At 73.9% G+C, this 22,013-nt stretch carries 19 protein-coding genes and 1 tRNA gene; 7 read left to right on the forward strand and 13 right to left on the reverse strand.

The window, feature by feature from the left end:
- Window positions 1-2: 2 nt before the first annotated feature.
- Window positions 3-1,832 (reverse strand): putative bifunctional diguanylate cyclase/phosphodiesterase, encoded by a 1,830-nt coding sequence (locus tag ACWCV9_RS15460; protein ID WP_450786980.1) that lies wholly within the window; start codon window positions 1,830-1,832, stop codon window positions 3-5.
- Window positions 1,833-2,245: 413 nt separating this feature from the next.
- On the opposite strand from ACWCV9_RS15460, the gene ACWCV9_RS15465 reads away from it, so the two are divergent.
- Complete coding sequence (locus tag ACWCV9_RS15465; RefSeq protein ID WP_450787360.1) at window positions 2,246-3,463, forward strand: M6 family metalloprotease domain-containing protein; 1,218 nt, start codon at window positions 2,246-2,248, stop codon at window positions 3,461-3,463.
- Between the two features lie 72 nt (window positions 3,464-3,535).
- On the opposite strand, the gene ACWCV9_RS15470 is transcribed toward ACWCV9_RS15465, so the two are convergent.
- From ACWCV9_RS15470 to ACWCV9_RS15505, 8 genes are all read right to left on the reverse strand, one after another.
- Window positions 3,536-3,609: transfer RNA gene (locus tag ACWCV9_RS15470), tRNA-Lys, on the reverse strand.
- Window positions 3,600-4,178, reverse strand: coding sequence for a bifunctional DNA primase/polymerase (locus tag ACWCV9_RS15475; RefSeq protein ID WP_450786982.1), 579 nt, complete (start codon window positions 4,176-4,178; stop codon window positions 3,600-3,602). Before ACWCV9_RS15475 ends, ACWCV9_RS15470 begins: the two co-directional genes overlap by 10 nt.
- A gap of 138 nt (window positions 4,179-4,316) precedes the next feature.
- Window positions 4,317-4,685, reverse strand: coding sequence for a hypothetical protein (locus tag ACWCV9_RS15480; protein ID WP_450786984.1), 369 nt, complete (start codon window positions 4,683-4,685; stop codon window positions 4,317-4,319).
- 85 nt (window positions 4,686-4,770) lie between these two features.
- The gene (locus ACWCV9_RS15485; RefSeq protein WP_450786986.1) at window positions 4,771-5,163 is read right to left on the reverse strand and encodes a hypothetical protein; all 393 of its coding nucleotides are present in this window, start codon (window positions 5,161-5,163) and stop codon (window positions 4,771-4,773) included.
- Between the two features lie 282 nt (window positions 5,164-5,445).
- On the reverse strand, window positions 5,446-6,783 hold the full coding sequence (locus ACWCV9_RS15490) for an AAA domain-containing protein (protein WP_450786988.1): 1,338 nt from the start codon (window positions 6,781-6,783) through the stop codon (window positions 5,446-5,448).
- Window positions 6,780-8,369: a hypothetical protein gene (locus ACWCV9_RS15495; RefSeq protein WP_450786989.1), complete on the reverse strand. Its 1,590-nt coding sequence runs from the start codon at window positions 8,367-8,369 to the stop codon at window positions 6,780-6,782. Before ACWCV9_RS15495 ends, ACWCV9_RS15490 begins: the two co-directional genes overlap by 4 nt.
- Window positions 8,360-9,583, reverse strand: coding sequence for a hypothetical protein (locus ACWCV9_RS15500; RefSeq protein ID WP_450786991.1), 1,224 nt, complete (start codon window positions 9,581-9,583; stop codon window positions 8,360-8,362). Before ACWCV9_RS15500 ends, ACWCV9_RS15495 begins: the two co-directional genes overlap by 10 nt.
- Window positions 9,480-10,457, reverse strand: a complete 978-nt coding sequence (locus tag ACWCV9_RS15505) for a phosphatase PAP2 family protein (RefSeq protein ID WP_450786992.1) — start codon at window positions 10,455-10,457, stop codon at window positions 9,480-9,482. The genes ACWCV9_RS15500 and ACWCV9_RS15505 overlap by 104 nt, the downstream gene beginning before the upstream one ends.
- Window positions 10,458-10,651: 194 nt before the next feature.
- Here ACWCV9_RS15505 and ACWCV9_RS15510 point away from each other — a divergent pair, with 194 nt between their 5' ends.
- Window positions 10,652-11,248: a histidine phosphatase family protein gene (locus tag ACWCV9_RS15510; protein ID WP_450786994.1), complete on the forward strand. Its 597-nt coding sequence runs from the start codon at window positions 10,652-10,654 to the stop codon at window positions 11,246-11,248.
- A 45-nt stretch (window positions 11,249-11,293) separates the two neighbouring features.
- On the opposite strand, the gene ACWCV9_RS15515 is transcribed toward ACWCV9_RS15510, so the two are convergent.
- Together ACWCV9_RS15515 and ACWCV9_RS15520 are read right to left on the reverse strand one after the other, a co-directional pair.
- The gene (locus ACWCV9_RS15515) at window positions 11,294-11,809 is read right to left on the reverse strand and encodes an RICIN domain-containing protein (protein ID WP_450786996.1); all 516 of its coding nucleotides are present in this window, start codon (window positions 11,807-11,809) and stop codon (window positions 11,294-11,296) included.
- Between the two features lie 135 nt (window positions 11,810-11,944).
- Window positions 11,945-13,447, reverse strand: coding sequence for a hypothetical protein (locus ACWCV9_RS15520; protein ID WP_450786997.1), 1,503 nt, complete (start codon window positions 13,445-13,447; stop codon window positions 11,945-11,947).
- 265 nt (window positions 13,448-13,712) lie between these two features.
- Here ACWCV9_RS15520 and ACWCV9_RS15525 point away from each other — a divergent pair, with 265 nt between their 5' ends.
- Window positions 13,713-14,120 (forward strand): hypothetical protein, encoded by a 408-nt coding sequence (locus ACWCV9_RS15525; protein ID WP_450786999.1) that lies wholly within the window; start codon window positions 13,713-13,715, stop codon window positions 14,118-14,120.
- 112 nt (window positions 14,121-14,232) lie between these two features.
- Window positions 14,233-15,051, forward strand: a complete 819-nt coding sequence (locus ACWCV9_RS15530) for a spermidine synthase (protein ID WP_450787361.1) — start codon at window positions 14,233-14,235, stop codon at window positions 15,049-15,051.
- Window positions 15,052-15,072: 21 nt separating this feature from the next.
- Here the strand turns inward: ACWCV9_RS15530 and ACWCV9_RS15535 are convergent, their stop codons facing one another.
- Window positions 15,073-15,579, reverse strand: a complete 507-nt coding sequence (locus tag ACWCV9_RS15535) for a hypothetical protein (protein WP_450787000.1) — start codon at window positions 15,577-15,579, stop codon at window positions 15,073-15,075.
- A gap of 101 nt (window positions 15,580-15,680) precedes the next feature.
- On the opposite strand from ACWCV9_RS15535, the gene ACWCV9_RS15540 reads away from it, so the two are divergent.
- The 3 genes from ACWCV9_RS15540 to ACWCV9_RS15550 all read left to right on the forward strand — a co-directional run bounded on the left by ACWCV9_RS15540 (window position 15,681) and on the right by ACWCV9_RS15550 (window position 19,393).
- Complete coding sequence (locus ACWCV9_RS15540) at window positions 15,681-16,388, forward strand: response regulator transcription factor (protein WP_385843748.1); 708 nt, start codon at window positions 15,681-15,683, stop codon at window positions 16,386-16,388.
- Window positions 16,385-17,770: a sensor histidine kinase gene (locus tag ACWCV9_RS15545; RefSeq protein ID WP_450787002.1), complete on the forward strand. Its 1,386-nt coding sequence runs from the start codon at window positions 16,385-16,387 to the stop codon at window positions 17,768-17,770. Before ACWCV9_RS15540 ends, ACWCV9_RS15545 begins: the two co-directional genes overlap by 4 nt.
- Before the next feature lie 132 nt (window positions 17,771-17,902).
- Window positions 17,903-19,393, forward strand: a complete 1,491-nt coding sequence (locus ACWCV9_RS15550) for a glycoside hydrolase family 18 protein (RefSeq protein ID WP_450787003.1) — start codon at window positions 17,903-17,905, stop codon at window positions 19,391-19,393.
- A gap of 34 nt (window positions 19,394-19,427) precedes the next feature.
- On the opposite strand, the gene ACWCV9_RS15555 is transcribed toward ACWCV9_RS15550, so the two are convergent.
- Window positions 19,428-21,986, reverse strand: coding sequence for a glycoside hydrolase family 3 N-terminal domain-containing protein (locus tag ACWCV9_RS15555; RefSeq protein ID WP_450787004.1), 2,559 nt, complete (start codon window positions 21,984-21,986; stop codon window positions 19,428-19,430).
- Between the last annotated feature and the right edge of the window lie 27 nt (window positions 21,987-22,013).

Genomic DNA, 22,013 nt, shown 5'->3' on the forward strand with positions numbered 1-22,013 from the left:
CGCTACTGCTGGCCCGCCGCGCAGGCCCCGGTGCCCAGCAGTTCGGAGATACGATCCGGCGGCACCGGACGGGAGTACAGCCAGCCCTGGCCGGTGTCGCAGCCGATCCGGCGCAGCCGGGTGGCCTGCGCGGAGGTCTCCACGCACTCGGCGGTGACCGTCAGGCCGAGCCGGTGGGCCAGCTGGATCATCGCCTCCACGATGACCTCGTCGGCCGGGTTGGGGGCGATCGCCGGGGCCTTGCCGGCGGCTTCGGCCTCGTACTGGAAGCCGCGGACGAAGGAGCCGTCCAGCTTCAGCACGGAGACCGGGAGCCGGCTGAGGTAGGCCAGGTTGGAGTAGCCGGTGCCGAAGTCGTCGATGGCGATCCGCACGCCCATGTCGCTGAGTGCCTGGAGCGCCTGGAGCGGGCGGCCCGCGGAGCCCATCACCGCCGACTCGGTCAGCTCCAGCTGGAGCAGATGCGGGGCGAGGCCCGTCTCGGCGAGCACCTCGGCCACGTCCGCCACCAGGTCGGAGTCCCACACCTGCCGTACGGCCACGTTGACGCTGACGAAGATGGGCGGCTCACCGGGGCGGTCCAGCTGCCAGCGGCGGGCCTGCCGGCACGCGGTGGCCAGCGCCCAGCGGCCCAGCTGCACGATCGAGCCGTCCTCCTCGGCCAGTCCGATGAACCGATTCGGCGTGAGGGTGCCGAACTGCGGATGGTGCCAGCGCACCAGCGCCTCGACCCCGGACAGGCGTCCGTCCCCCATGCCCACCAACGGCTGGTACTCCAGGGCGAATTCCCCCCGCTCGATGGCGGGGCGCAGCGAGGAGGAGAGGGCCTGACGGGTCATCCGGTGCGCGTTGCGCTCGGGGTCGAACAGGGTCCAGCGGCCCTTGCCGTCGGCCTTCGCCCAGTACAGCGTGGTGTCCGCGGCCTGCATCAGCCCGGTGGCGGTCGTACCGGCCGCATGGCGTTCCACGACCCCGATCGAGGCGGTCAGCGACAGCCGCTGGCCCGCCAGGTCGAACGGCTCCTCCAGGGCCTTGAGCGCCGACTCGGCGAGGTCGGCGAGCTGTTCGGTGCCGGTGGAGTCCTCGACCAGCAGCGCGAACTCGTCGCCGCCGAGCCGGGCCACGAGGGGGGTCGCGGCGCGGGCGTAACCGGCCTCGTCGGCGACCCTGGTCAGGCGTTCGGCCACCGCGGCGAGGAGCCGGTCGCCGACGCGGTGGCCGAGGGTGTCGTTGACGGCCTTGAAACCGTCCAGGTCCAGATAGCACAGGCCGATCCGGCCGGTGCCGCTCTGCTCGTAGGCCTCCGCCTCCAGCGCGGCCGAGAGGCGCTCGAAGAACAGCGTGCGGTTGGGCAGCCGGGTCACCGGGTCGTGCATCTGCAAGTGCCGCAGTCGGGCCTGGAGTTCACGGCGGCCGCTGATGTCGGCGACCGAGAGCAGGACGCCGGTCCCCTCGCCCTCGGCCAGCGGTGCCACGGTGACCTGGACCCACAGCGAGCGCCCGTCGGGATGTTTCAGCCGGCGGGTGCAGCGCAGCCTCGCCTGCCTGCCGCGCAGCACCTCGCGGTAGGCGTGCCAGGTGCGGGTGTCCGAGGCCAGGTCCACCAGATCGGCGGCGGGCCGTCCGGGGAGCGCCTCCGGGTCGGCGCCGAGCAGTTCGCCGAGTGCGGAGTTGGCGCTGACGACGAGTCCCTCGGTGTCGACCACGGCCATGGACAGCGGGGCGGCCGCGAAGACACGGTGATAGGTGCTGTGATCACTGTCTGTAATTACTGTGACGGCTGACCGGTCGAGGTCTGCCGCGGGCGTCGGCCCTTCGGACGTTGCGCTCACCGCTCGCTCCCGCAGTGCACTCGATCTCTGTCCGTGCCTGTCCGTGCATTTCCGTGCCTGTCTTTGCCTGGCAGGGCCGGAAAGTGTGCCGATCATAGAGGCTGTCCCGGGGCCCTTCCAGCCACTGTCCAGTCTCCCGGATCGGACACAGGTTCTGACAGATCGTTTCTGCCCGCACCTGGACAGCTTCTTCAAGCCCCCGACCGGTTGTGACGTTCCGTGAGTGTTTCGGGGTGTCGGTCGCCGGAGTGCGCCGGGGCGTGCGCGTACCGCGCTCACCCTTCTGGTGCAGGCAAACAGGGCACAACGCGTCAAACACCAGCAATCTGGATGCGGGATTCCGATGCCGTGAACCGCACCCGGAGGTCAAGTCCGTGCCCAAGCTGCGCAGCACCGCCGCCGTGTGCACCACGATGTCGGCGCTCGCCGCGACCTCGATCCTCACCGGCCCGTCGGTCGCCGAGCCCTTCTCGCCGGCCCCGTGCGCCCTGCACCGCACCGACGCCCACCACTCGGAGGGCCTGGACACCTGGAGCCCCGGCTACACCCGCCCGACCAGGCCACTGGACGCCGTCCTGGTGTTCCTGTCCTTCCCGGACGCGACCCCGCGCACCACCCCCGCCGAGCTGACCGCCGACCACTTCCCGGCCACCAGCAACTTCTTCCGGCGGGCCTCCTACGGCAGGTTCACCCTGCACCCGCACGCGCTGAACCACTGGCTGCGCATGCCGCGCCCGTCGACCGCGTACGCCATACGGCGGGACTGGAGCGCCGAGAGCCGCGCCGCCTATCTGCGGGACGCGTTCGCCGTGGCCGACAGGGAGGTCGACTTCTCGCGGTACCCGGTCGTGTACTTCGTCGCCGACCCGGACGCCCCCGGAGTCGACTCGGACGCCACGAAGGTCGTCAACCTGGACACGCCCATGCACGTGGACGGCGCGGACGTCCGCCGGGTCGTCACGGTCTTCGAGAAGCACCCGCCGGACCGCCTCGTGCTCGCCCATGAGACCGGCCATGTCTTCGACCTGCCCGACCTCTACCACCGCCCGGTCGACGGCAAGGGCGACTGGGACACCTATGTGGGGGACTGGGATTTGATGGGCAGCCAGTTCGGCCTCTCGCCGGACCTGTTCGCCTGGCACAAGTGGAAGCTCGGCTGGCTGGATCCGCGCCAGGTGCTGTGCGTGCGCGGGACCGCGCCCACCCGGCTCACCCTGGAGCCGCTCGCCGCCGGCCCGGGCGTCCCGGTGCAGGACGCGGGCGGCGCGCCCGCCTTCGGCCTCGGCGACGGCGTGAAGCTGGCCGTCGTCCGCACCGGCCCGGACAGCGCGCTCGGCTTCGAGGCCCGCAGCACCGCCGGGAACGACCGCGCCGCCTGCCGCCAGGGCGTCCTCGTCTACCGCATCCACAGCGGCGCCGAGTCCGGCGACGGCCCGGTCCAGGTGGTGGACGCCCACCCGCACACCGAGGCCTGCTGGGAGAACTCGGTCTACCCGCCCCTGGCCGACGCCCCGGTCGCCCTCGGCGAGAGCTTCACCGTGCCCGGCGAGGGCGTGAAGGTGGAGGTGGAGGGAAGGACGGCGTCGGGCGCCTGGACGGTGAAGATCACCCCGGGGACGGGTGACGGCTGAGCAGGTGACTGTGGCTGTATACGAAAACGGCGGGCCGGATTCTTTCGAACCGGACCCGCCGTTTCCCGTCTGTGCGCCGCCAGGGACTCGAACCCCGGACCCGCTGATTAAGAGTCAGCTGCTCTAACCAACTGAGCTAGCGGCGCCTGCTGACGTCGTAGACCTTAGCATCCTGGTCGGCGGGAGGAAAAATCGATATCCGCACCGCCGCCCGGGCGGCCCGCACGGCGGCCCACAGGAGCACCTCGGGCCCGGGCAGCCAGGGATGCCGGGTGTCCGGGGCGACCACCCAGCGGCAGCCGCCGGCGGCTTCCTCGGAGCCGGCCGCCGGCGCCGGGACGGTCACCGCGTCCCCGCTGCCGTGGCACAGCAGCGCCGGCACCGCCTCCGTACGCTGGCCCGACCCCCACTCCTCCCAGCGCAGCAGCGAGGGCAGCCGCTGGGCCGTACCGGGGGCGGCGAACAGCAGCATGCGGCCCCGGAACACCGCGACCGGCCCGGAACCCGGCCCCTCGCCCCACAGCTGGTCCACCATCCGGCGGCCGAAGACCGCAGGCGCGCTCACCACGTCGAAGGCGGTGCCGCAGGGCAGCACGACCGGCGCGTCCGGGCGCTCCGCCCACAGGGCCAGCGTGCTACGGGGATACGTTCCTGCCGAGGCGAGCCAGGCCACGCCGTCGCAGGTGACAGAGGTGACGTTCGGTGCACTGCTCATGGCACCCATATGTACCGGCGGTGAGCGCGCGGTTTCCCTGAGTTGCAGAAAACGGGGACAGGGCGGCGAGGGGAGGAGTATCTTGCCCGCCCGGCATATGCCACGGGCCGGTCTACGACGGGCTGTACCGGCTCTCTGCTACACCGGATCGGCGGAGGCGCGCCCCTCCCCGTTGCCCCGCAGCAGATCCCGCCCGAACTCGACCATCTTCTTCGCGTAGTCCTCGGTCCACTCCGCCCGATCGGCGATGTCCGCCGTGGTCAGCCGGTCGAACCGGCGCGGGTCGGCGAGCTGGGCCGCCGCGATGGCCTGGAACTCCACGGCACGGTCGGCGGCCGCCCGGAACGCCTGCGTCAGCTCGGTCGCCCGGGCCAGCAGGGCGCGCGGATCCTCGATCGACTCCAGGTCGAAGAAGTGCTCGGGGTCGGCGGCCGCCTCCGCGGGCTCGAAGATCAGGGGCGCGGGGCGTAGCCGCGGTTCGTTCCGACGCGGCGTGGGCTCCGCCATGTCTCCATCTCCTCCTCGTACGGTCCGCTCGGCACCGCCTGCGGGCGGGCCACCGTCCATTGTCCCGCGCCCGCGCAAGGGGCGGTCACGACGGAGGATTCATCCTCACCGGACACGACTCCCACAGCTCCACCCCGGCCGCGACCAGCTCCCGTGCGGCGCGCTCCTCGTCGGCCGCCCACACGGCACCCTCCCCCTCGAAGAGCCGCTCGTACGCCCTGCCGTGCACCGCCCCCTGCCGGGGCAACGCGTGGCCCTCCCCGAGCCCCCGCCCCAGATCCTCGACGAAGTTCCACGCCTCCAGCACCGCGCCGGACGGCATCCTCCGCCGCCCCGGATCCGCCAGCCACCGCTGCACCCGGCCCAGCTCCAGCACACCGCCCCCACCGGCGACCGCCCCCCACCCCCGCCGCCGCGCATACACCCGCGCCTGCCGCACGGTCACGAACACCGGCACGCGTCCCTGGTCCGCCAGCACCCGGTCACCCTCGTCCCCGCGCCCACCGACCCACAACACGACAGCACTGCGCCGATGTGCGCGCACTCGGTACGCGTACATACGTCCACCCCCGTCTTCCCCTCCGGTCATCACGGCCGCCAACTCACCCTGTGCTCCGCCAAATGCGCCAGCACCGCATGGTTCGCCTCCCAGCCGTCCGGGGCTGTAGCCCTCGGCCGCCTCCGGCGGCGTGCCGGACTCCGTCCGGCGGGGTGGGCGGTGCGGAGTCGGTCGGCTGCCCGGCGGGTGCTGGTGGGGTGGTCACGGCCGCCAGGCCACACGGTGTTCTCCCAGATGCGCCAGCACCGCATGGTTCGCCTCCCAGCCGTCCGGGAATTTCACCAGCGTGCCCAGCTGGACCGGTTCCGTGGAGGGGTAGTCGTCCAGGAGGTCGGTGACGCCCGCGCGGCAGACCACGATGCAGGCGTGGCGGTGGCGGGAGGCCAGCACGCAGAGGCGGCCGGTCTCCAGGTGGAAGGCGGTGGCGTCGGGGCGGCCGGAGAGCGGGTGCAGGACGACCGTGACGTCGTACTCCCTGCCCTGGAGGCGGTTGGCCGTGTCCACCGTGACGTCCGGGACACCCAGCTCGGTCAGCGCCGCCCGGACCGCGGCCGCCTGGTCCCGGTGGGCGGTGCCGACGGCGACGCGGTCGGCGGTGAGGGGAGCGGGGACGGGGGAGCGCTCGGAGAGGGCCGCGCCGCCCCGGTCGAGCAGGCGCCGGACGACCGTCGCGACCGCGCGCACCGCCTCCGGGTCCGTGCGCGGGGTGTGCCGGGCGGGCAGCTCCAGCAGGCCCCAGCCGGACTCCGCGGCCTCGTCGATCACCCGGTCCGGGCCGGAGCCGTCACAGGGGACGGCGAAGGTCAGCCGGCGGTCGCCGTGACCGGTGCCGCTGCGGAAGGGGGTGTACGGGTAGAACGCGTCCGAGACCAGCGGGGCCGCGGAGGCGGGCAGCCGCCAGGAGACCGGGAGGCGGTGCTGGGGGAGGGCCGGGTTGTGGGCGAGGAGGGTGGACACCGCCGACGCCGAGGGGTCGTACGACAGGCCCGCCCACTGCTCGCTGCCGACGATCGCGAACGGGTCCAGCTGACCGGGGTCGCCCACGAACAGCGCCCGCTCGAACAGCCCCGCCACGGCCAGCAGCGCGTCCGAGCGCATCTGGTACGCCTCGTCCACGATCGCGTGCCGCCACGGCTCGTCCGTCGTCACATGCGCCCACTTGGCGGCCGTGGACAGGACCACCGGGAGGCCGGTCAGGTCGGCCGCCTTCGCGGAGGTGCGGACCTGAGGCAGCTCGTCCAGCGCCTTGTCGTAGGGGTCGGTGTCGCTGCTGTGCAGGCGGCCGACCGGCAGGTCCGGGTTCTTCTCGGCGAGCCGCAGCACGAGATCGTCCACCTGGGCGTTCGTCTGCGCCACCACCATCAGCGGGCGGCCCGCGTCGGCCAGTTCCAGTGCCGCGCGGACCACCAGTGTGGACTTGCCGGCGCCCGGCGGGGAGTCGACCACCACGCCCCGCTCGGTGCCGTGCAGCGTGTCGTGCAGGATCGCGGCGGTGGCCCGCGCGGCGGCCGTACCGGGGTCGAAGCCGACCGTCGTCACAGGACGTCCTCCTCGGTGATGGGGTCGGCGGCCTCCTGGGCCCTCTCGCCCGGCGGGCCGCCATGGGTCCACGGGGTCTGCTCCGGGTCGGGCAGCCTGGCGCCGCCGCGCGGCTCGTGCTCGAAGAGCGTGCAGCAGATCCGGTCGCCCTTCTCCGGGACCGACCCGGGATCCGGTTCCCTGCCGCGGCCCATCTTGTCCAGGATCCGCAGGACCAGCACCCCGTCGGCCTCGGCGCCCACGAACTCCGCCGACTGCGGCCGGCCGCCCAGCGAGCGGTACACCTTCGCCCGCTCGCCCAGCTGCGGCCGGTCGTCCGTGCGGACCGTCACCAGCGGGCGCGGGCTGGGCCGCTTGCCCTCGCTGTACGCCATGACCACATCGGTCACCTCGCCCGTGAACGCCTCCCCGGCCAGCCGCCGCCCCGCCATCACCAGCGGATCGTCCAGCGCCTCCTGCGCCTCCAGCCGCGCCTGCTCACGCTCGCGCGTGGCCAGCTTGTTCGCCGCCGTCACCGCGTCGTCCCGGCGCGGCTGCGGGGGCTCGCCGGCCAGCACCCGGTCCCGGTGGCCGGTGAACGACCAGCGGTCCCGGGTCCAGCGCTCCGCGACATGCGCGCCCTCCGGCAGCGCCCGCAGCAGGTCCAGCCCCCGCCACACCGCGTCCCAGGTGGGCCGGGTACGGCTCTCCACCAGGTCGCGGATCTCCCGCTCGGCCGCGGTGAGCGCGGCCAGCCGGTCGTCGGCGTCCACGGGGTCCTCGGCGGCGGCGAGCGCGGTCCGCGCGCGGTCGTAGCGCTCGATCGCCGGGGCCAGCAGCCGGTTGTCGAAGGCCGGGTCGGTCGCCGGGCCCGCGGGCGGGCACAGCAGCTGGCCGTCGGCGTCCCGGGCGCTCTCCGCGCGGGCCGCGGCCTCGGCGCCCGGGACGCCCTCCGGCGGGTCGATCCAGGCGAGCAGCGCGCCCAGGTGCTGGTCCTCCAGGCTGGACTGGCCGGTCGCCCAGTGCCGGGACAGCACATCGGTCAGCGCGAGCAGCAGGGAGGAGCCGGGGACCCGGGCCCGCTCGCCGTAGTGGGTCAGCCAGCGGCCGAGCAGCGGCACCCGCGGCGGCGCCGGGTAGGGCGCGTCGGGGTCCTGCTCGGCGGTACGGCGGAACCGCATCGAGCGGCCCAGCAGCCGTACGAACTCCACACCCGCGCGGCTGGGCACGATCAGCTGGGCCGCGTCCGTGCACAGCTCCACCTCGACCTTGACCCGCTTGCCGGTCTCCGGGTCGGTCTCGGACCGCTCGGCCGCCTCCACCGCCTGCGCGTACGACTCGACGTACGGCAGGACGACATCGGCCAGCTCGGCGAGGAACGTGAACCGCAGATCCCGGTCGCGCGGCTGCGGTACGACCAGCAGGCGCGGCGCGTCCCGGTCGGTGCCGACCAGCGCGCCGAGCGGGGCGCCCGCCTCACCGGCGGTGGTGAGCGGCACGAACACCAGCGGGCGGTCCGACAGATGCCGGTGCCGGACGGTCGCGACGGGCTGGGCCCGGCCGCTGCCGACGGCCTCGAGGCGGGCCAGGGTGGTGATCAGCGACATACGGCCGCCACCTCCGCCCCGGCCGGCGCCCTCTCCCCGGCCAGTTCCGCCGCCTCGGCCAGCGCCTCCGCGCGCAGCTGCGCCGCCCGGCGCAGCGCGGCCACCGCGGGGTCGTCCGGGTCGCCGTGCTCGCCGCGGGCCGCTGCGAGGACCTCCTCGACCGTGGTCAGACCGCCCAGTTCGGCGCGCAGCGGCCGGCCGAGGCGGGTGACGGCACCGGCCGCGCGGGCCCGGTCCCGGCAGTGGAAGGCCAGCTCGCAGGCCGCCAGGCACTCGGGCGCGTAGGTCGCCGGGACCGCCGCCACGGCCGCCGAAAGCTCCTCGGCGCTCCGGTCGGGCGCGAAGCAGGTGCCCTCGGGCAGCGCGCCGGCGATCTCCTCGATCCGGGTCAGCCGGGCCAGCTGGCGGGCGGTGACCGCGCGCTGCTTGCGGACGTCCACGGCGGATCCGCCGGGCAGGTTGGAGAAGTCCTTCGGGCACACCAGCAGCACCCGGTGGTGCACCCGCGGCGCGGGATCCAGGCGTCCGGCGACCTCCTCCAGGGCGAGCACATAGACCGCCGCCTGCCGGGCCGCCGCGCCCACCTTGGCCGGGTCGGCCGCGCCGTCCAGCAGCGGGAAGGACTTGATCTCCACCACGGACCAGCTGCCGTCCGGGTGCACGACCACCGCGTCCGGCTCCAGGAAGGCGAGCGAACCGGCCACGTCCAGGGCGAGCATCGGGTGGTCCAGCAGGGTCCAGCCGCCCGCCCCGGTGGCCTCGCGCAGCGCCAGCGCGGTACGGGCCGTACGCCCCTCGGGGCCGTGCGCGGTCAGGTCCGGCACGGCGGCCTCGGCGGGCGGCTCGGCGCCCGGGTCCAGCCGGGCGTGCACCAGCCGCAGCAGTTCGGCGCCGCCGTCCGCCTTCACCTTCGCCTCGAACGCGTTCCCGCGGGTCAGCGCGAACTGCGACTGCCCGAACCCGGACGGTGCGCCCAGCGCGCTCGCCAGCCGGGCCTTGTCCACTCCGGCGCCGTCCAGGATCGCCCGGCGCGCGCACCCGGGGTTCGCGGCGAGCGCCGCGAGGGCGCGGGCGTCCAGGGCCTTGGCCGGGACCTCCGGACCGCGCAGCTCAGCGAGCCGGTGTCGCAGCCCCTTCGCCCGCGTCGTCGGAAGAGGCGTCCGCTGCGTCACCGGCGTCGAGCCGCGACTCGCGCTGCCGTGGAATTCGCTCACCCGCGGAAGTCTGGCATCCGGCACTGACAATCGGGGAGCCCACGCCGTCCGAGGCCGTCGCCGAGGCCGTCGCAGGGGCTGTCGCCGCGGCCGTCGCCGGGCGCCGGAGCAGCCGGGCCCGGACCAGGTCCACGGCCCGCGTCACCGACGGCGCCAGCAGCAGGCCGGCGCCCATCACGGCGGCGCCCGCGACCGCGTCCAGCAGGTAGTGGTTGGCGGTGCCCATGACCACCAGCGCGGTGCCGAGCGCGTAGCAGACGGCGAAGATCCTGCTCAGGCGGGAGCTGCCGTGCCGCCACAGCATCACCCCGCACCACAGCGCCCAGCCGACGTGCAGGCTCGGCATGGCCGCGTACTGGTTGGTCATGCCGCCCATACCGCGCGGCGCGCTGGCCTCGGCGCCCCACCAGCCGTACGAGCTGAAGTGCGCCATGGTGTCGACGAAGCCCTGGCCGGCCGGGAGCAGCCGGGGCGGCGCGGTGGGCAGCAGGATGAAGCCGATCAGCCCGATGAACGTGGACGTCATCAGCCAGGTGCGGGCCGAGCGGTAGTGCGCGCTGCGGGACCGGAACAGCCAGACCAGGACCGCGGGCGTGACGACGTAGTGCAGCGAGGCGTACCAGAAGTCGGCCGGGACCCCGATCCACGCCTCGCGCGTGAAGAGCCGGTTCAGCGGGTGCTCGGCGTTGAGGTGCAGCATCTTCTCGAAGCGCACGATCGCCCGGCCGTGGTCGACGGCGCCCGAGACGTCGTCGCGCGCGAGCAGCCGGCCGGCCAGGTAGCAGCCGTACACCAGCAGGATCAGCGGCAGTTCGGTCCACCAGCGCAGCCGGGTGGGGGCCACCTCGGTGCCCGGTGTCTCGCTCTGCGGCATCCGATCCGCCCTCCCCGCTTCGCTGTCTGGTCCACCCGGTCGGGCGACCGTGCCACTTTACGGCGTCCCGATCACACCCCTCTCCGGGTGCTCCGGCCCTCAAAGACGCCGACACCGGCCGCCGGGTTGCTCCGGGGCGGGGTGCGCGATGATGGAAGGGAATCCCTGTTTGGAAGCCCCCGGAAAGGTTCCCCATGGCACCGCGCATCCTGCTCGCCCGGCACGGACAGACGGAATGGTCGCTGTCCGGCAAGCACACCGGCAGGACCGACGTGCCGTTGCTGGAGGAGGGCCGGCGCGGGGCCAAGCTGCTCGGCGAGCGGCTGCACCGCGCTCCGCTGGACGGACTGCCCGGCGTGGAGGTGCGCACCAGCCCGCTGGCACGCGCGCGTGAGACGTGCGAACTGGCCGGCTTCGGCGACCGCGCCACCTCCTGGGACACGCTGATGGAGTGGGACTACGGCGCCTACGAGGGCATGACCCCGGCCGAGATCCAGGCCGTGCGGCCCGGCTGGCTGATCTGGCGGGACGGCGTCCCGGAGGGCGAGAGCGTCGCCGAGGTCACCGCGCGCGCGGACGAGGTCGTCGCCTGGGCCCGCTCGGCCGACCGGGACGTCCTGGTCTTCGCGCACGGGCACATGCTGCGGTCCATCGGGGCCCGGTGGCTGGGCCTGCCGCTGGAGTTCGGCGCCCGCATAGGACTGCATCCGACGTCACTGTCCGTGCTGGGCTGGGCGTACGGGGAGCCGTCGATCGTGAGCTGGAACGACGTCGGCCATCTGGCGGGCTGAGCCCCGGGTGCCCGGCGGGGGTGTGTGGACCCGGGCACCGGACGGTCAGGAGTTCAGGAACCGCTGGTTGTCGCCCGTGTGGCAGTCCCACTGGCGGATCGGCGCGCCGGCGTCCGTGCGCCAGTCGGCGACCTCCATGCACGACTTGCTGTTGTAGTTGATGTACTCGTCGAGGATCGCGTTTGTGGCGCTGCCCATGTACCAGCGCTGGTTGGTGCCGCCGTTGCATCCCCACTGGGTGACCGGGGCCCCGTTGTCGGTGCGGTAGCCGGGCACCTCGATGCACAGGTTGGTGGCGGCGCTGCGCAGCACCGGCGTCCCGTTGACCTCGTCGAAGTAGAAGCGCTGGTTGGCGCCGCCGTTGCACGGCCACTGGATGAGCTGGGTGCCCCATTCACCGGTGCTGCCGGGCACGTCCACGCACATGCCGCTGTGCGCGTTCTTCAGGACGAACTGGGCGCTGGCGGCGGACGCCGGAGCGGCCGGGGACATCAGGGTGATGCCGAGGGTGGCGGCCAGCGCCAGACCGAAACGGACGGGAATCTTCCGGGATATGCGCATCTTTGTGCCTTCCTGCACTCAAGAGCTGATCAAGACGGTGGCACGGTATGTGAAATGATCACCAAGGAAGGTCTCTTCGCTCGGCGTGTCGGCGTGTTCCTGCCAAACAGGCGGCCTGACCGCCGGTGGCCGCCCTCAGGCCCGCCCCGCCCTCGGCATCGACGCGTGCCGGTCCAGGAACTCCGACACCCCCGACGCGCGGCGGTGCGGCAGCAGCACCCGCGCCGTGCCCGCCAGCATGCTCTGGATGCGCGAGGACTGGACCTGGTCCAGCAGGGACAGCACGCGCAGGCCGGCCGCCGCCGCCTCGTCGGGACGGCCCTCGCGGGCGAGGTCGTCGGCCAGTTCGGCGGTGTACAGCGCGATGTTGCGGGAGAAGTGGGGGTCCTGGAGCGCGGCCGCCCGGTGGGCGTGCCGGGAGGCCCGGCGCCAGTCGCCCAGGGTGGACCAGCACTGCGCCTCCAGCCCCTCCAGCTCGGCCTCTCCGTAGAAGCTCATCCACTCGGGGTCGGCGTCCGAGCGGCCCCGCTCGAAGAGGGCCTGCGCCCGGGCCAGCGCCTGCGCGCAGCCGGTGCGGTCGGCGAGCCCCGCCCAGCCGCCCGCCTCGCGCAGGGCGAGCAGGGACATCAGGCGGGCGGAGCCCAGCGGCAGGGCGGCGCGCTGCGCGGCCTGCGCGGCGCGCAGCGCCTCCCGGGGACGGCCGGCGTCCCGGGCGAGGAACGCGGTGTTGCAGAAGGCGTGCGCCTCCAGCGCCGGATCGCCGGTCATCCGGGCGGTGGCCAGCGCCTCCGCGTAGTGCGAGCGGGCGTCGTCGAAGCGGCCGGAGTCATGGGCCAGCCAGCCCACCGAGATGGCGAGTTCACCGGCACCGGAGTGCAGCCGGTCGGCGGTGGTCTGCCGGGTCGCACCTGCGTCCAGCAGCGCGTAGGCAGCGCGCAGCGGAGCCGCCGCGCGCCGGTAGAGGCCGTCCGCGCCGTGCCGGTCGTCGAGCAGCCGGATCCGGCGGACGGCCTCCTCCAGGGCGGCCGCCTCGGAGCTTCCGGCGCGCCGTGCGGACGGCACGGCCGCCGCCGCGCCGGTGGCGAGCCCCAGCGGGCCCAGGGTGGCGGCGGCCACGGTGACGCCTCCGCCGGTCATGAATGCGCGACGCAGCACGTCGCTCTCCTCGTGGTTCGGGTGGTGTTTCGGGTACGGCTCGTGCGGGTCGTACGGGCTGCCGGGGCCCTCGTACGGATCGGTGCCGTACGGGTCGGTGACGCTCAGGCCGCTGCCGTACTGCTTCAGGACATACGGATTCGCGGGCTCCGGTGACTCGACGGCGCGCTCTTCGACGGCCGGGCGCGCCGCCCGGCCGCGGACGGACGAGCGGGGCGCGAAGCCGAGGTCGGCGAGCGTGCGGCCGGGGAACATGTGCAGGAACACCCGCTCGTAGGCGTAGTTGGGGCAGCGGATCTCGCCCGCCTCGACCCGGCCGACATAGCGCGCGTCACAGCTCACCCGCTCACCGATCTCGCGGGCGGCACGCCGTACCAGAGCCGCGAACTCGGCGGGTGAACGGCGGCCGCGCAGCTGCCGGAAGGCGAGGTTCGGCCGGGGTGGCCGTTCGGGCAGTGACGAGGTCTCGGTTGACGACGCCATGGCCGGGTCCTCTCGTGCGAACCGTCGAACCAGGCCGGAACCGGGGCGGTTTCGGACGAGTTGCCCGAGTGACGCCCTGGTTCCGGCGGGCATGAACGTACCTGCTGTGACCGGTCCGCCACGCGGTGTTTGGCTACAAACCGGATATCTCATCCACGATCCGCCATGAAGTGCCATCCTTTGCGGCGCACTTGTGCCGTAGCCGTTGACCCGCTCACGCGTTGAACCCGTTGGACCGCAACAGTGCTGTGTGGTGGAGGCCGGTATGGAGACCAGCCAGAGAAACGAACCCTGTCCGCCGTCGCCGGTGCCGGTGGCCGCGGGTGACGTGGGATGCGACCTTGTGACGGTACCGGCCCGGCAGGGGCTGGAGGCGGTCGACATCCTGCGGCGCGGGGCGACGCGGGCGGTGGGGCCCGTCCTGCACGACGACGGCGGAGGCACCCTCGGTTTCCTGGTGCCGGCCGGTACGGCGGCCGGCTGGGACGTGCCCGGCAGCACCTGCACGGAGACGGACGGGCGCGGGCTCAGGCTGGCCCCGCAGCCGCCGGTCGAGGGCTCCGACTGGCTGCTGCCGCCCGGCGAGGAGCACCTCGCCACCGACCCGGTGGTGCTGCGCCGGGCCCTCGGCGAGGCGGCCCGGCTGATCGAGGCGGCCGACAGCTGCCGCTGAGGCAGGACCCCCGGACACCTGCGAAAATGGACCGGTGGGCAGGGCCAGGGATGCAGGGAAAGCGAAGGACGCGGCGCGTACGCGGCGCAGGGCGGGCGGTGCCACCGCCGTCGTGGAGGCCGTCGACGGCGGACTCGCGGAGCTGGTCCCCGACCCGGACCGCGGGCGGGCCTGGACACTGCTGATCGACGGGGCGCCCCAGTCGCATGTCGACCTGGACGATCCCGCCTACCTCTCCTTCGAGTACCAGCGCCGCCTGGGCCATGTCATCGACCTCGTCGCGCCGCCCGGCAGGCCCGTGCACGTCGTGCACCTCGGCGGCGGCGCCTTCACCCTCGCCCGGTACGTCGCCGCGACCCGGCCCCGCTCCACCCAGCAGATCGTGGAGCGCGACGCGGCCCTGGTCCAACTGGTCCGCCGCGAGCTGCCGTGGGATCCGAACGCCCGGGTCCGGGTGCGGTCGGTGGACGCCCGCGCCGGGCTCGCCAAGGTGCCGGACGGCTGGGCGGACCTGGTCATCGCCGATGTCTTCAGCGGCGCCCGCACCCCCGCCCACCTCACCTCCACCGAGTTCCTGGACGAGGTCCGCCGGGCCTTCGCGCCCACCGGGGTCTACGCCGCCAACCTCGCCGACGGGCCGCCGCTCGCCCATCTGCGCGGGCAGATCGCCACCGCCGCCGCCCGGTTCGGGGAACTCGCGCTGATCGCCGACGCGGCCGTACTGCGCGGCAAGCGCTTCGGCAACGCGATCCTCGTGGCCTCGGACGCCCCGCTGCCGCTCGCCCAGCTCACCCGCCGCGCCGCCTCCGACCCGCACCCGGGCCGGGTCGAACACGGCAAGCCGCTCATCGACTTCACCGGTGGTGCCGTCCCGGTGACGGACGCGGCGGCCGTGGCCTCGCCGGCCCCGCCGCCCTCGGTGTTCCGCTGAGCCGTTTCCGCTGAGCCGCGCTCAGTAGGTGCCGATCTGCACCTGCGGGGGGCCGTCGTGCCAGGTGCAGAACACCGACACCCGGTCCGTGCTCCGGCTGAACTCCACCCGGATCCAGGTCTCGGTCTTCCACACCTGCATCGACCAGCCGCTGCCCGGGGTGGCCGAGACCAGGGTGGCGTCGGCCGCGCCCAGCTCGAAGACCGCCCGACCGCCGTCGGTGTCGTACGCCTTGACCCGGCCGGACGCGGTGGGGGTGGGAGCGGGGGTGCGTGAAGCGGTAGGTGCGGGGGCGGGGGACGGACGGCGGGACGGGGACGGGGGCGGCGGACTCGGCGAGGGTGCCGGTGGCGGCGCCGGTGTGCCCGTCGAGCCCTGCGGGGTCGCGTCGGACGCCGTCACGGGCAGGGCGCGCGGCGGGGTGTACGCGGTGGCGGCCAGCACCGTGTGCACGCCCCACCACGACAGCGTGACCGCCGCTCCGGTGGCCAGCAGCCACGCCAGTACGTGTACGAGTCCTCTGCGCATCGCGGGCCATACTGCCCCAGGGGTGACACCGGTTGTCCACAGGGGCGGAGTTGTCCACAGGCCCCGGACCGGCGTGGGCCGCATGGCGTACGGTGCGGCGCATGGCAAGTGTGCTCGTGGTCGAGGACGACCAGTTCGTACGCTCGGCGCTGATCAGGCAGCTGACCGACGCCGCGCACACCGTGCGCAGTGTGGGCACGGCGCTGGAGGCGCTGCGCGAGGTCGCCCATTTCCGTTTCGACGTGGTCATCCTGGACCTCGGACTGCCGGACCTGGACGGCTCCGAGGCGTTGAAGATGCTGCGCGGCCTCACCGACGTACCCGTCATCGTGGCCACCGCCCGGGACGACGAGGCGGAGATCGTCCGGCTGCTGAACGCCGGGGCGGACGACTACCTCACCAAGCCGTTCTCCGTCGAGCACCTCTCCGCCCGGATCGCGGCCGTGCTGCGCCGGGCCCGCTCCGGCGGCGCGGAGGCCGCGCCCTCCTCGGTGCTGCGGGTCGGCGGGCTGACCGTCGATCCGCTGCGCCGCCAGGCCGAGCTGGACGGGGTCCGCCTGGACCTCACCCGTCGCGAGTTCGACCTGCTCGCCTTCCTCGCCGGCCGCCCCGGCGTGGTCGTCCCGCGCAAGGAACTCCTCGCCGAGGTCTGGCAGCAGTCGTACGGCGACGACCAGACCATCGACGTACACCTGTCCTGGCTGCGGCGGAAGCTGGGGGAGACGGCGGCCAGGCCGCGCTATCTGCACACGCTCCGGGGGGTCGGCGTGAAGCTCGAACCGCCCGCCGAGGGGGAGCCGCCGCGATGAGATGGGCACTGGTCAAGGTCTGCCTGGCGGTCACCACCATGGTCGTGGTCGCCTTCGCCGTCCCGCTCGCCCTGGTCGTCAAGGAGATGGCCCGGGACCGCGCGTTCTCCAACGCCGAGCGGGAGGCCGCCGCGGTCGCGCCCGCGCTGTCCATCACCACCGACCGGGACAAGCTGGAGCGGGTGGTGGCCTCGGCCGGCGCCGACTCCGGGATGGCCGTGCACCTGCCCGCCGGGGGCGGCCGGGCCGCGCTCGACCTCGGCCGGCAGCGCGCCGCCGGCCGGGACATCCAGGCGGTGCGCAGACTGGGCCGTGCCTCCACCACCTCCGTGGCCGGCGGCTCCACCCTGCTCCAGCCGGTCGCGCTCGGCTCCGGCGCCATCGCCGTCGTCGAGGTGTACGTCCCCGAGTCCGAGGTCACCCAGGGCGTCGGCACGGCCTGGGCGGTGCTCGCCGCCGTCGGGGCCGCGCTGGTCGTCGGCTCGGTCGCGGTCGCCGACCGGCTCGGGGTGCGCATGGTGCGGCCCGCCCGGCGGCTGGTCGAGGGCGCGCGCGACCTCGGCGAGGGCAAGCTGGGCGCCCGGGTCCCCGAGGAGGGCCCGACCGAACTGAGACTCGCCGCCGCGGCGTTCAACGCCATGGCCGACCAGGTGGTCCAACTGCTCGCCAACGAGCGGGAGCTGGCCGCCGATCTCTCCCACCGGCTGCGCACCCCGCTCACCGTGCTCCGGCTGAACACCGCCTCGCTCGGCGCCGGTCCGGCCGCCGCCCAGACCCGGGCCGCCGTCGCCCAGCTGGAGCGCGAGGTGGACACCATCATCCGCACCGCCCGGGAGGCCAAGCCCCAGACGGCCGCCGCCGGTCCGGGCGCCGGGTGCGACGCGGCCGAAGTGGTCCGGGAGCGGATGGAGTTCTGGTCCGCGCTCGCCGAGGACGAGGGCCGCACCTGGCGGGTGGCCGGTGTGGACCGGCCGGTGCGCATACCCGTGGCCCGCGCCGATCTGGCCGCCGCGCTGGACGCCCTGCTCGGCAATGTCTTCCGGCACACCGCGGAGGGCACCGCCTTCGCGGTCGACGTGCACAACGGCGAGGACGCGGTGATCGTGCTGGTCTCCGACGCGGGCCCCGGCATACCCGACCCGGACGCGGCGATGGCCCGCGGCCGGGGCTCGGGCACCACCGGTTCGACCGGGCTCGGGCTGGACATCGTGCGCCGGCTCGCCGAGTCCACCGGCGGCGACGCCCGGATCGGGCGCTCGGTGCTGGGCGGCACGGAGGTGCGGATCTGGTTCCAGCTGCACGGACGGAAGCCGGCGGGACGGGGGCGTGCGCGCGGACGGCGCCGGCCGGGCAAACCGGTCCTCACTGGTCTCGACCATTAATCGTCCCCGATCCCTTCCTTAAGCGAACCCTAAGGTCCGCAACGACCGCCCCGATCAGGCCATTTGCCCGATTCCGGATCGCTAGCGTGCTGCCGCACCACACCCCCGTGACAAACGAAGGCAGGCACGCGCATGAGCACCCACCGGCGCAGGATCAGTGGCAGGAACAAGGCGATCGGCGGGCTGGTGGCCGCGGCCGTGGTCGGCGGCGGCGCGGTCCTGCTCACCGGCACCGCCAACGCGGCCGGGGTGAACGCCGCCTACACGAGGACCAGCGACTGGTCGACGGGCTACACCGCCCAGTACGTCGTCACCAACAACAGCGGGCAGACCGAGAAGACCTGGACGCTGGAGTTCGACCTGCCGAAGGGCGCCAGGCTGGGCTCGCTGTGGAACGGCCAGTCGAGCGTGAGCGGGCAGCACGTCACCGTGAAGCCGGCGACCTGGGACACCGAGGGCCTCGCCCCCGGGAAGTCGGTGACCGTCGGCTTCGTGGTCGACGGCAGCGGCGACCCGGCGGGCTGTCACATCGACGGCCAGCAGTGTTCCGCCGCCGACGGCGCCACCCCGGAGCCCAGCGGCCGCCCCACGGCGAGCCAGTCGCCGGCCCCGACCGCCACCCCGAGCACGTCCGCCACGCCGAGCCGGTCCGCCACCCCGACCACGAGCGCCACCGCCACCCCGGCCCCCACCGCCTCCACGACCACCGGCACCGGCTCCGGCACCACCGCCTCCGCCGGCTTCGCGCCGTACGTCGACACCTCCCTCTACCCGGCCTTCGACCTGCTCGCCGCGGCCGACGCGACCGGCGTGAAGAACTACAACCTCGCCTTCGTCACCGACGGCGGCGGCTGCACCCCCAAGTGGGGCGGGGTCACGGACCTGACCAGCGACGCCGTGGCCGCGCAGATCGGCGCGCTGCGCGCCAAGGGCGGCGATGTCCGGGTCTCCTTCGGCGGCGCCTCCGGCTCCGAGCTGGCCACCACCTGCTCCTCCGCCGACGCGCTGGCCGCCGCCTACGGCAAGGCGGTCGACGCCTTCAAGCTGACCAAGGTGGACTTCGACGTCGAGGGCGGCGCGCTGCCCAACACGGCCGCCAACACCCGCCGCGCCCAGGCCATAGCCAAGCTCCAGGCCCAGCACCCGGACCTGGACGTCTCCTTCACCCTCCCGGTGATGCCCGAGGGCCTCACCCAGGACGGCGTCAACCTGCTGGCCGACGCCAAGTCCCACGGCGTGCGGATCGGCACCGTCAACATCATGGCGATGGACTACGGCGCCTCCTACAACGGCGACATGGGCGACTACGCCGAGCAGGCGGCCACCGCCACCCAGGCCCAGATCAAGAGCGTGCTCGGCCTGTCCGACTCCGCCGCCTGGAAGACGGTCGCCGTCACCCCGATGATCGGCGTCAACGACGTCTCCACCGAGGTGTTCAAGGTCGACGACGCCGGTCAGCTCGTGAGCTTCGCCAAGGCCAAGGGGCTCGGCGGCCTCTCCATGTGGTCCGCCGCCCGGGACAAGCAGTGCGCGGGCGGCGCGAAGAACTCCGCCGACGCCACGTGCAGCTCGATCGTCCAGGACCCGAACGCCTTCACCAAGGCGTTCGCCGCCCTCCACTAGCCGCACCCAGCCGCACCGCAGCCCCTGATGAGCCCTACTCCTCCGCTCCCGGCGGCAGCCACCGCACCCGGGCCACGTCGAGGCGGGCCGTGCCGTCGGTGTAGAGCATGAACGGCACGTCCACATGGCGCAGATCGGAACCGATCGCGCGCAGCGACTCCACCGGCACGCTCACCGTGGCCCACTCGCCCCGGGGCAGCTCTGCCAGGGTCGCGGAGATGTCCACGGCGGGCTGGGCGGGGTAGTCGTCGTGGCAGGCGAGGAAGAACTCCTCGGACGGTGCCTCGAACACCCGCGCCTCGAACGCGACCCGCCCCCCGGCTCCGGCGTACCCGCGCAGGTCGGCCGGCTCACCGGAGGCGTACTGGGCGTAGACGAAGGCCGGGTAGCCCTTGAAGCGGAGGGCGAGGGCGCCCGGCCGGTCCGGGTCGGCCAGCGGCTCGCTGTGCACCACCAGCACGTCCGTCGGCCCGTCGAAGGAGATCTCCGGACGCGACCAGGTGTTGTGGCCGCCGATCCGGAACACGAACCCGGTGTCCGCCCCGCCCGGCACCGCGAGCGGGCCGGTGACCGGCGGTGCCGGGGTGTCGTCCCGGTAGGTGTCCTCGGGCAGCGGCTCCGTGGGCGAGCTGTCGGAAAGGCGCAGCCCGTGGCCGTACGGGAACAGCGGCTCGTGCTCGCCCTCGGGGGCCTGTTCCTCCGCGGGCACCCGGTAGCCGGGGATGTGCGGCGGGATCCGGTTGACCGCGTGCGAGCGCGGGGTGCGCGGCCAGGAGCAGCCGAGCCGGCCCTGGAAGTCGTACCCGGGCGTGCCGTCCGCCGCGCGGAACAGCACGTCGGTGATGCCGCCGGCCTCGGTGCCGGGCAGCCAGGCCGCCACGAACGCGTCCGAGAGGTTGATCTCCTCGGTGAGGTAGAGGGCCCGGCCGCCGAGGTAGACCGTGACGACGGTGACCCCCTGGGCGCGCAGCCGGCGCAGGATCTCCAGGTCGCGGGCGTACGAGCGCTTCAGCCCGGCGTACGACAGGGTGCCCCACGGCTTGATCGTGCCGCGCATCTCGGCGTACGAGTCCTCGCCCAGCACCATCAGCGCCACGTCGTACCGGGCCGGGTCCGCGGTGCTCAGCGCGGGGTCGACGGTGCAGTTGGCCTCGCCGACCACCTCGCGGACGGCCCCGGCCACGGTCGTCGCGCCGGGCAGGTCGTCCAGGGTGACGTCGTTGCCCTGCCAGGTGAGGGTCCAGCCGCCGGCCTGCTTCTGGATGTCGTCCGCGCCGCTGCCGGTGACCAGCACCCGAGCGGAACGGGCCAGCGGAAGCACCCCCGCCCGGTGCTTGAGCAGCACCAGCGACGTGCGCACCGCCTCCCGGGCCAGCGCCCGGTGCTCCGCGCAGCCGAGCACATCGGTGCGGACGGCGAGCGACCGCTCCCGGGGCCGCGGCTTGTCCCACAGCCCGGCCCGCAGCTTCACCCGCAGCACCCGGCGTACGGCGTCGTCGATCCGCTCCTCGGGGATGCGGCCCGCGCGGACGTCCGCGCAGGCGTTGCGGTGCACGGACTGCCAGGCCTCCCGTCCGGCGACCATCAGCACGTCGATCCCGGCGCCGATGGCGTAACCGGCGTCGCCGACGGTGCAGCCGGCGATCTCCGCGTGCGCGTCCCAGTCGCTGATGACGATCCCGTCGAAGCCCATCCGGCCCTTGAGCACATCGGTGATCAGATAGCGGCTGCCGTGGATCTTGTGGTTGTAGGCGGGCCCGGTGTCCGGGCTGTGGTCGTAGTTGGCGGGGTTGTCCCAGCTGCTGAAGGAGACCATCACGGACTGCGCGCCGGCGGCCAGGCCGGAGAAGAAGCCCACGGCGTGGATGTTGCGGACCAGGTCCTCGGCGCACACGGCGGTGCCGCGGTCGGCGCCGTACACGGTGCCGCCGTCCGCGACCCAGTGCTTCACACAGGCCACCACCCTGCTGTCCGCGGTCAGTTCGCCCGGCTCGCCCTGGAGGCCGCGCACCATGGCGGACGCGTAGCCGTGGACGACCTCCGGGTCCTCGGCGTAGCCCTCGTAGTAGCGGCCCCAGCGGCGGTCCCGCGGGGTGGTGACGGTCGGCGCGAACGTCCAGTCCATGCCGGTGGCGGCGATCTCGCGCGCGGTCGCCGCCCCGATCCGGCGCAGCAGGTCCGGGTCGCGGGCCGCGCCGAGGCCGATGTTGTGCGGGAAGACGGTGGCGCCGCGGACGTTGTTGTGGCCGTGCACCGCGTCGGTCGCCCACATGAACGGGATGCGGAAGGGCCGGCCCTCCCAGCCGCTCTCGGCGGCCTCCCAGAACGCGTCCACGGTCTTGATCCAGTCGGCCTGGCTCGCCTGCCGGTTGCCGCCGGGCCAGATACCCGCGCCGTTGAGCGCGGAGCCGATGTGGAAGTCCCGCACGTCCTCGGCGGTCAGCTCGGCGAGTTCGGGCTGGATCATCTGGCCGACCTTCTCCTCCAGCGTGAGCTGGGAGAGGATCTCCTCGACGCGCCGCTCCTGCTCGGGCAGCGGCGCGATCGCGGAGCGGACCGCGGGCCAGTCGGCGTGGTAGGGCAGTTCGCTCATCCGGTTCTCCTCGCGTGCGTGCTCACG

The sequence above is a fragment of the Streptomyces sp. NPDC001606 genome, from assembly GCF_053596835.1.